General features: G+C 65.7%; 7 protein-coding genes and 1 pseudogene. 7 read left to right on the plus strand and 1 reads right to left on the minus strand.

Annotation, left to right across the window (positions count from 1 at the left end; translation table 11 throughout):
- Both mfd and VF649_RS06910 read left to right on the plus strand, forming a co-directional pair.
- The coding region (gene mfd / locus VF649_RS06905) for a transcription-repair coupling factor (RefSeq protein WP_331011226.1) at positions 1 to 2,880 on the plus strand (2,880 nt) is incomplete at its 5' end.
- A gap of 17 nt (positions 2,881 to 2,897) precedes the next feature.
- A complete protein-coding gene (locus VF649_RS06910; protein ID WP_331011227.1) occupies positions 2,898 to 3,245 on the plus strand; it encodes a hypothetical protein in 348 nt (115 codons plus the stop codon).
- 111 nt (positions 3,246 to 3,356) lie between these two features.
- On the opposite strand, the gene serB is transcribed toward VF649_RS06910, so the two are convergent.
- Complete coding sequence (serB, locus tag VF649_RS06915) at positions 3,357 to 4,238, minus strand: phosphoserine phosphatase SerB (RefSeq protein WP_331011228.1); 882 nt, start codon at positions 4,236 to 4,238, stop codon at positions 3,357 to 3,359.
- Between serB and miaA the strand changes: the two genes are divergently transcribed.
- The 5 genes and pseudogenes from miaA to VF649_RS06940 all read left to right on the plus strand — a co-directional run.
- Entirely contained in the window at positions 4,231 to 5,169 is a 939-nt protein-coding gene (gene miaA, locus VF649_RS06920; RefSeq protein ID WP_331011229.1) for a tRNA (adenosine(37)-N6)-dimethylallyltransferase MiaA, read from the plus strand. The two genes, serB and miaA, sit on opposite strands and share 8 nt — an antisense overlap.
- Positions 5,170 to 5,215: 46 nt before the next feature.
- Complete coding sequence (locus tag VF649_RS06925) at positions 5,216 to 6,967, plus strand: acetolactate synthase 3 large subunit (protein ID WP_331011230.1); 1,752 nt, start codon at positions 5,216 to 5,218, stop codon at positions 6,965 to 6,967.
- A gap of 117 nt (positions 6,968 to 7,084) precedes the next feature.
- Complete coding sequence (ilvN, locus tag VF649_RS06930) at positions 7,085 to 7,600, plus strand: acetolactate synthase small subunit (RefSeq protein WP_331011231.1); 516 nt, start codon at positions 7,085 to 7,087, stop codon at positions 7,598 to 7,600.
- 112 nt (positions 7,601 to 7,712) lie between these two features.
- Entirely contained in the window at positions 7,713 to 8,732 is a 1,020-nt protein-coding gene (gene ilvC / locus VF649_RS06935) for a ketol-acid reductoisomerase (protein ID WP_331011232.1), read from the plus strand.
- A 392-nt stretch (positions 8,733 to 9,124) separates the two neighbouring features.
- Positions 9,125 to 9,578: pseudogene (locus VF649_RS06940) on the plus strand (2-isopropylmalate synthase); the annotation flags it as partial.

Below are 9,578 nucleotides of genomic sequence, written 5' to 3' on the forward strand. Positions count from 1 at the left end.
ATCGCCGATCAGCGCACGATCGGCCGGATCGACGGCTTCACGCTGCTCCCCGCCTCGGAAACGCTGCTGGACGAAGACTCGATCAAGCGGTTCCGCGGCGCCTACCGCGAACGCTTCGGCGCCACCGCCACCGGTGATCCCCTGTACCAGGCGATTTCGGACGGGCGCCGGCTGGCGGGCATGGAACATTGGTTGCCGATGTTCGAGGAACGGCTTGCCACCCTGTTCGACCATCTGTCCGACGACGACATCATCCTGCGCGATGCCTCCGCCGATCGCTCGGTCGAAACGCGGTTCGAGGCGATTTCGGACTATCATGCGAACCGCGTGCGTGCGCAGTCGTCCGATCCCGGCAGCTACCGGCCGCTCGCGCCGACCACGCTGTACCTCAATACGAAGGATTGGGCGGCGATCATCGCCGATCGTCCGGTGCACCTGGTCGCGCCGTTTCACGAACCCGACAGCGCGACCACGGTGGATTTCGGGGCGGACCCGGCCCGCGACTTCGCACCGGAACGCGCGCAGCACGCCAATATCTACGATGCCGTGGTCGATCATGTTGCCGCGCTGAAGAAGCAGAAGCGCAAGGTCGTACTGGCCAGCTATACCAAGGGATCGCGCGACCGCTTCTCCGGCCTGCTCCGCGATCACGGGCTGGAGAAGTTCGCGCTGGCCGACAGCTGGCAGGATGCGCTGGGCAAGGCGCAGGGCGGCAACGGCATCGCGCTGGCGGTGGTCCCGCTCGATCACGGCTTCACCACGCCCGACCTCGCCGTGCTGACCGAACAGGATATGCTCGGCGACCGGCTCGTGCGGCGGCCGAAGCGCAAGAAATCCGCCGATGCCTTCCTCGCCGAACTCGCCACGCTGTCGCCGGGCGATCTGGTCGTCCATGTCGATCATGGCATCGGCCGCTATGAAGGGCTGACATCGATCCCGGTCGGATCCAGTCCGCACGACTGCGTGATGCTCAGCTACGCCGGCGGCGACAAGCTCTACGTCCCCGTCGAGAACATCGACATCCTCTCCCGCTACGGCAATGCGGAGGATGGCGTCGGGCTCGACAAGCTCGGCGGCGTGGCGTGGCAGGCACGCAAGAGCCGGATGAAGGAACGCATCCGTGAAATCGCGGGCGAACTGATGGCTACTGCCGCCGCGCGCGCGCTTCGCCCGGCGGATGTGCTGGAGGCGGACGAAGGCGGCTATGCGCAATTCACCGCGCGCTTCCCCTATCAGGAAACCGAGGATCAGGACGCCGCCATTCACGATGTGCTGGGCGATCTGTCCGCCGGCCGGCCGATGGACCGGCTGGTGTGCGGCGATGTCGGGTTCGGCAAGACGGAGGTCGCGCTCCGCGCCGCCTTTGTGGCGGCGCTGGCGGGCATGCAGGTCGCGGTCGTGTGCCCCACCACCCTGCTCGCGCGCCAGCATTTCACCAACTTCGTCGATCGGTTCCAGGGCTTCCCGCTCAACATCGGCCGGCTGTCACGCCTGGTCGCGGCGAAGGAAGTGCGCCAGACCAAGGAAGGGCTGGCCGACGGCACGGTCGATATCGTGATCGGCACCCACGCGCTGCTCGCCAAGGGCATCGAATTCAAGCGGCTCGGGCTGGTCGTCGTCGATGAGGAACAGCGGTTCGGTGTCACCCACAAGGAACGGCTGAAGGCGCTGAAGACCAACGTCCACCAGCTGACGCTGACCGCCACCCCCATCCCGCGCACGTTGCAGATGGCGATGTCGGGCCTGCGCGAACTGTCGGTCATCCAGACGCCGCCGGTCGATCGGCTCGCGGTGCGCACCTATGTCATGCCATGGGATCCGGTGGTCGTGCGCGAGGCCCTGCTGCGCGAGCATTATCGCGGCGGACAGAGCTTCTTCGTCACTCCACGCGTTGCCGATCTGCCCGACATTGAGGAGTTCCTGCGCAAGGAAGTGCCCGAGGTCCGCTATGTCACCGCCCATGGCCAGATGGCGGCCAGCGAAGTGGAGGAGCGCATGTCCGCCTTCTACGATCGCAAGTTCGAGGTGCTGGTATCCACCACCATCATCGAAAGCGGGCTCGACATTCCGTCCGCCAACACCATGATCGTCCACCGTGCCGACCGTTTCGGGCTGGCGCAGCTCTATCAGATTCGCGGTCGCGTCGGTCGTGCCAAGACGCGCGCCTACGCCTATCTCACCACCCCGGCCGAACGCACGATCACGGAAACCGCGCAGAAACGCCTGCACATCCTGTCGAACCTCGACACGCTGGGCGCCGGGTTCCAGCTGGCGAGCCACGACCTCGACATCCGCGGCGCCGGCAACCTGCTGGGTGACGAACAATCCGGGCATATCAAGGAAGTCGGCTTCGAACTCTACCAGTCGATGCTGGAAGAGGCGATTGTCGAGGCCAAGGCCGGGTCGCTCCGCGACGACCGCGTCCGCGATCATTTCAGTCCGCAGATCACGATCGACGCGCCGATCCTGCTGCCGGAGGACTATATCATCGATCTCGACCTGCGCATGGGTCTGTATCGCCGCATGAACGAACTGGACGGCAAGCCCGCGATCGAGGCATTCGCGGCCGAACTGATCGACCGCTTCGGTCCGCTGCCGGACGCGACCCAGAACCTGCTGACCGTGATCGAAACCAAGCTGAACTGCCGCAACGCCTGCATCGCCAAGCTCGATGCCGGCCCGCGCGGCGCGCTGGTCAGCTTTCATGAGGATCGCTTCCCCGATATCCCTGGGCTGCTCGCCTATGTCGACCGGCTGAAGGGCACGGCCAAGCTGCGCCCGGACAACAAGCTGGTCATCACCCGCCCCTGGCCCGACCCGAAGGCACGCCTGCATGGAGCGTTGCAGCTGTCCAAGGGTTTGGCCAAGATCCTGTCCTGACCTGTCGGAGACGCGCGATGAAAACGATCCTTGGGGCGCTTGCGATGTTGGCGCTGACGGTCCCTGCGGCGGCACAGAAACCGGTGCCCAATCCGTTCAGCGACCGCCTCGCCAGGCTGAAGGACATCCCCCGCCGCGCGGTTCTCCGCCGCGCGATCCTAGACAGCACGCTCTGGTGCGATCGTGTCGAACAGGATGTTCGCCAGGGATCGTTCCGCAACCTGTCGATGTGGAGCGCGCGCTGCGGCCGCGGTGCGGACTATGGCATCTTCATCGGTGCCGACCAATCGGTTCAGGTCCGCCCCTGCGCCGACCTCGTCAAGTTCAAGCTGCCGGCCTGCCGGTTGCCCCCGCGCAAGCGCTGACCGACGTACCCCCCGCGAATGCGGGGCCCAGCCAGGGTGCGGAACGGACGTAGAACGAAGGAAACGGGATCCCCGCCCGCGCTGGGATATGGTAGCAACCGATCCGCTGTCTCACAGAACCCAATCCGCCTTCGCAATCCCCTGCGCATACAACAACGCGCTCAGATCGCCATGCTCCACCCGCGCCGCCGCCGCCGCCGCGGTCCTGGGTTTGGCATGATAGGCCACCCCCAGTCCTGCCGCCTGGATCATCGGGATATCGTTGGCGCCGTCACCCACCGCCAACACCGCGGACGGCGCCAGCCCCAGCCCGTCCCGCTCCACGATCAGCAGCGCTTCCTTCGTCGCTGCGCCCACGATCGGCCGCGCCACCGTGCCGGCCAGCACATCGCCGGCCACTTCCAGGATATTGGATACCGCCCGATCAAAGCCGATCTCCGCCGCCACCCGGTCCGCGAACACCGTGAAGCCGCCCGAGACCAGCACCGCCCGCCCGCCGCGCGCGGTCATCGTCCGCACCAGCGCCTGTGCGCCAGGCATGATCCGCACCCGTTCGGCATAGCAGCGATCGATGACGGCGACGTCCAGGCCCTTCAGCAACGCCACCCGCGCATCCAGCGCCGCTTCGAAATCCAGTTCGCCGCGCATCGCGCGCTCGGTGACGTCCGCCACCTCCGCCTTGATCCCGGCATAGTCCGCCAGTTCGTCGATGCATTCGATCGTGATCATCGTCGAATCCATGTCCGCCACGATCAGCCGCTTCTCGCGTCCCGCGCGTGGCTGCACCACCACGTCCACGCCGGGAAACAATCCTTCCAGTGCCGCGCGCGCCGCACTGCCGTCCACGCGCAGCACCGGAATATCGACTGCGACATCGGGTTCGATCCAGGCAATCTGGCCCGGAATGCCACCGACGCCGGAAATTGCGTCGCACGCCTGTTCGATCGTGCGCGCATCGATGCGATCCGATGCTATCAGCGTCGCGATGACCATGACCCAAACTCCCCCGCGTCCGAAGGTGGCGCTCATCGCAGGGCCGACAGCCAGCGGCAAGTCCGCGCTTGCGCTCGACCTGGCGGAGGCGGTGGGCGGCACCATCGTTAATGCCGACGCGTCGCAATATTATGCCGATTTGCGGGTCCTGTCGGCGCGCCCCTCGCCGGAGGAGGAAGCGCGTGCCCCGCACCGCCTGTTCGGGACGCAGGACGGGGCAATCGCCGCTTCCGCCGCCGATTGGGCGATCGCGGCGGCGGACGCGATCGACTCAGCGCTGGCCGAAGGACGCGTTCCGATCGTCGCGGGCGGCACCGGCCTCTATATCCGCACCCTGCTTGACGGCATTGCCCCGGTGCCGGATATCGATCCCACCATTCGCGAAGCCGTGCGCGCCCTGTCTCCCGGTGAAGCCTGGGCCGCGTTGCAGCGCGAGGATGGTGACGCCGCCACCCGCCTCAACCGCAACGACGCCGCCCGGATCTGGCGCGCGCTGGAAGTCGTGCGATCCACCGGCCGCACGCTGGCATCGTGGCAGGACAGCCGGACCGGCGGCATTGCCGATCGCATCGACATCATACCCATGATCCTGCTTCCTCCGCGCGACCTGCTCTATGCCCGCTGCGACCGGCGATTCGAAACGATGCTGGAGGCCGGCGCGGTGGCGGAGGTCGAGGCGCTGCTCGCCCGCAAGCTCGATCCCGAACTTCCGGTCATGCGCGCGATCGGCGTACGCGACATTGCCAGCTTCCTCGCCGGAGACTGTTATCGCAGCGAGATGATCGCCGCCGCATCGGCCGCGACCCGGCGGTATGCCAAGCGGCAATATACCTGGTTCCACCATCAGCCGCCGGCCAGTTGGCCGCGCGACGACGGCCAAGACCTTGCAGAACTTGTAACATTGTTGCGCACAAAGCTGTTGACGCATTAGTTTATAACGCCTACCGCGCCGCAACACACGAAATGGGACGATGATTATGACGGCCGAACGCTCCGGCGCCGATATCCTGATCCAGGCACTGACCGACCTCGGGGTCGAGGTCGTGTTCGGCTATCCGGGTGGCGCGGTCCTGCCGATCTATGATGCCCTGTTCCGTCAGGACAAGATCCGCCACATCCTCGTCCGGCAGGAAGGCGGCGCGGCGCACGCGGCGGAGGGCTATGCCCGCGCCACTGGCAAGCCCGGCGTGGTGCTGGTGACGTCGGGTCCGGGCGCGACCAATGCTGTGACGGGTATCGCCGATGCGCTGATGGACTCGATTCCGATGGTGGTCATCACCGGCCAGGTTCCGACCGCGCTGATCGGCACGGACGCGTTCCAGGAATGCGACACGGTCGGCATCACCCGCCACTGCACCAAGCATAATTATCTGGTGAAGGATCCCGCCACGCTGGGCGATGTGGTGCATGAGGCGTTCCATATCGCGACCAGTGGCCGCCCCGGCCCGGTGGTGATCGATCTGCCGAAGGACGTGCAGGTCGCGACCGCCGGCTACCGCAAGCCGGGCGGCGCGGTGACGCATCGCAGCTATCGTCCGCAGGTGAAGGCCGATACCAAGCTGATCGAGGCTGCGGTGGAGATGCTGGCCGCCGCGGAACGGCCGATCCTCTACACCGGCGGCGGCATCATCAACAGCGGCCCGGGCGCGAGCCAGATGCTGCACGAACTGCAGCGGCTGTGCGGCGCGCCCGTGACCTCGACGCTGATGGGGCTCGGCTGCTTCCCGGCCAGCCACCCTGCCTTCCTCGGCATGCTCGGCATGCACGGAACCTACGAAGCCAATTACGGCATGCACGATGCCGATCTGATCCTCTGCCTCGGCGCGCGGTTCGACGACCGCGTGACGGGCCGGCTGGATGCGTTCAGCCCGAAATCGAAGAAGATCCACATCGACATCGACCGTTCCTCGATCAACAAGAATGTCCGCGTCGATCTCGGAATTGTCGGCGATGTCGGCCGCGCGATGGAGGACATGGTGAAGCTGTGGAAGGCGCGCCAGTACGAGCGCCAGGATCTTGCCCCCTGGTTCGCGCGCATCGATGGCTGGCGTGCCAAGAAATCGCTCAGCTACCCCGCGTCGTTGGCGGAGATCATGCCGCAACATGCCATCAAGCGGCTGTGGGCGGCGACGCATCATCTCGAACCGATCATCTCGACCGAGGTGGGGCAGCATCAGATGTGGGCCGCGCAGCATTTCGACTTCGAACGCCCGAACAAGTGGCTGACCAGCGGCGGGCTCGGCACCATGGGCTATGGTCTGCCGGCGGCGATCGGCGCGCAGATCGGTTTTCCGAACGCGCTGGTCATCGACATCGCCGGTGAAGCCTCGATCCAGATGAACATCCAGGAAATGGCGACCGCACTGCAATATGAACTGCCGGTCAAGGTCTTCATCCTCAACAACGAATATATGGGCATGGTCCGGCAATGGCAGGACCTCACCTATGCCGGGCGGCATTCGCACAGCTATTCGGAGGCGCTGCCGGACTTCGTGAAGCTGGCGGAGGCTTATGGCTGGACCGGTCTCCGGATCACCAAGCCCGACGACCTGGACGACGGCATTGCGGAGATGCTGGCGGTGAAAGGCCCCGTGATGGTCGATTGCCGCGTGTCGAAGCTCACCAACTGTTTCCCGATGATCCCCAGCGGCGCTGCCCACACCGACATGCTCCTGTACCAGAGCGAGGTTTCGGGCGAGATGGACGACACCGCGAAGGCGTTGGTCTGACCCGTATCCGCGATCATCGTCATCCCGGCGAATGCCGGGATCTCTCTGGGGCCAGGGACGCCCCGGCCACGACGAGATCCCGGCCTGCGCCGGGATGACGGACATAGAAAGCCTGTCATGCACATCACCCAACAAGCCACCGAGCGCCACACGCTCTCTGTCACCGTCGACAATGAAGCGGGGATTCTCGCCCGCATTGCCGGCATGTTCTCTGCGCGCGGTTACAATATCGAAAGCCTGACGGTGGCCGATGTGACCGAAGATGCGGCGATCAGCCGGATCACGGTCGTCACCTCCGGGCCGCCAGCCGTCATCGAACAGATTATCGCCCAGCTCGACCGGTTGGTGCCGGTCCACAAGGTGACCGATCTCACCGCCTGGGGCCCGCATGTGACCCGCGAACTCGCGCTGGTGAAGGTCGTCGGCATCGGCGACCAGCGGATCGAGGCGATGCGGCTGGCCGAGGTCTACCGCGCCCGCGTGGTCGACGCCACGATCAGCAGCTTCGTGTTCGAAGTCACCGGTGGCACCGAAAAGATCGACAAGTTCACCGAGCTGATGCGCGAAGTCGGCCTGGTCGAGGTCGCCCGCACGGGCGTCGTCGCCATCACCCGCGGCCGCGACGCCGTCTGACATCTTTTTTCCCTCTCCCACCGGGAGAGGGAGGGGTCCGCGCGCCCTTGCGCGTGGAAGGGTGAGGCCGATCCGCACCCATCCTCGAACCGGATAACGAAAGGGAACATCAATGCGCGTATACTATGATTCCGACGCCGACATCGGCCTCATCAAGGGCAAGAAGGTCGCGATCGTCGGCTATGGCAGCCAGGGTCACGCCCATGCCCAGAACCTGCGCGACAGCGGCGTGACCGAGGTCGCGATCGCGCTGCGCCCCGGTTCCGCCACCGCATCGAAGGTCACCGACGCGGGCTTCAAGGTGCTGACCAACGCCGAGGCCGCGGCCTGGGCCGACATCGTCATGATCCTGGCGCCTGACGAATTGCAGGCGGCGATCTACGCCGACGATCTGCACGCGAACCTGAAGCCCGGATCCGCGCTGGCGTTCGCGCACGGCCTCAACGTCCATTTCGGCCTGATCGAACCGCGCGCCGATATCGACGTGTTCATGATCGCGCCCAAGGGCCCCGGCCACACCGTCCGCGGCGAATATGTGAAGGGCGGCGGCGTGCCCTGCCTGATCGCGATTCATCAGGACGCATCCGGCAACGCGCATGACGTCGCCCTGTCCTATGCTTCCGCGGTCGGCGGCGGCCGTTCGGGCGTGATCGAAACGACGTTCAAGGAAGAATGCGAAACCGACCTGTTCGGCGAACAGGCGGTGCTGTGCGGCGGCCTGACCCATCTGATCCAGGCCGGATTCGAAACCCTGACCGAGGCCGGCTACGCACCGGAAATGGCCTATTTCGAATGCCTGCACGAAGTGAAGCTGATCGTCGACCTGATGTATGAGGGCGGCATCGCCAATATGCGCTATTCGATCAGCAACACCGCGGAATATGGCGACATCCACACCGGCCCCCGCATCATCACGTCCGAAACCAAGGCGGAAATGAAGCGCGTACTGGAGGACATCCAGGCCGGCCGCTTCGTCAGCCGCTTCGTCCTCGACAACCGTGCCGGCCAGCCCGAGCTGAAGGCCAGCCGCAAGCTCGCTGCCGCCCACCCGATCGAGAAGGTCGGCGCGGAACTGCGCGCCATGATGCCGTGGATCGGCAAGAACAAGCTGGTCGACAAGGCTAAGAACTGACGGTTCGGGGGCGGCCACCCGCCCCCGAACCGTCATCCCGGCGGATGCCGGGATCCAGCTGAGTCACCGATACCGGTTGCCGTTCAAGCCCCCTGCTTCGCGCGACGACCATATGACTTCGCTGGATCCCGCGTCCGCCGGAATGACGTAAAACAGCGGGCACGCACGTCTGCACCGCGCCGGCGCGCGCTTTTCGCATCGGCGCGGGTAGACATTGACCGGCCACATCCGCTAATCGCTATGGCATGATCGCCGGTCGCCTCCTGCTGCTTCGACTTACACGCCCTTAGGCGTGCGATGTCGCTTGGCCCGTTCATGGGCCGCATGAGCCACGGCGCTTAAGGGAACCAGAACCCCAGAGGCTTTTCCGCCAGACTCCAAGGAGCGGACCCGTGACAGACCCCAATGTGATCCTGATTTTCGACACGACCTTGCGCGACGGGGAACAGTCCCCCGGCTGTTCGATGAACATCGAGGAAAAGCTTCAGGTGGCCGCGCAGTTGGAGGCGTTGGGGGTCGATGTCATCGAAGCCGGCTTCGCCATCGCCAGCCAGGGCGATTTCGACGCGACCGCGGCCGTCGCGCGGCAGTGTAAGCGCGCCATCGTCGCCAGCCTCGCGCGGGCCGGTGCTGCCGATATCGAACGCGCGTGGGACGCGGTGCGTCATGCCGAACGCCCGCGTATCCACACCTTTATCGCCACCTCCCCGCTCCACATGCGCGTCAAGCTCAACAAGTCGCCGGACGACGTGCTGGAGGCGATCGAACGCAGTGTCCGCCTGGCCCGCTCGCTGTGCGGCGATGTCGAATGGTCGGCGGAGGACGCGACCCGTTCCGAACCCGATT

This window comes from Sphingomonas sp. (assembly GCF_036387535.1).
Classification (GTDB): domain Bacteria; phylum Pseudomonadota; class Alphaproteobacteria; order Sphingomonadales; family Sphingomonadaceae; genus Sphingomonas_R.

What these genes read in the sequence shown, in the direction of transcription:
- VF649_RS06910 (WP_331011227.1), top strand. Translation starts at nt 2,898, where the DNA reads ATGAAAACGATCCTTGGGGCGCTTGCGATGTTGGCGCTGACGGTCCCT.
- miaA (WP_331011229.1), top strand. Translation starts at nt 4,231, where the DNA reads ATGACCATGACCCAAACTCCCCCGCGTCCGAAGGTGGCGCTCATCGCA.
- serB (WP_331011228.1), bottom strand. Translation starts at nt 4,238, where the DNA reads ATGGTCATCGCGACGCTGATAGCATCGGATCGCATCGATGCGCGCACG.
- VF649_RS06925 (WP_331011230.1), top strand. Translation starts at nt 5,216, where the DNA reads ATGACGGCCGAACGCTCCGGCGCCGATATCCTGATCCAGGCACTGACC.
- ilvN (WP_331011231.1), top strand. Translation starts at nt 7,085, where the DNA reads ATGCACATCACCCAACAAGCCACCGAGCGCCACACGCTCTCTGTCACC.
- ilvC (WP_331011232.1), top strand. Translation starts at nt 7,713, where the DNA reads ATGCGCGTATACTATGATTCCGACGCCGACATCGGCCTCATCAAGGGC.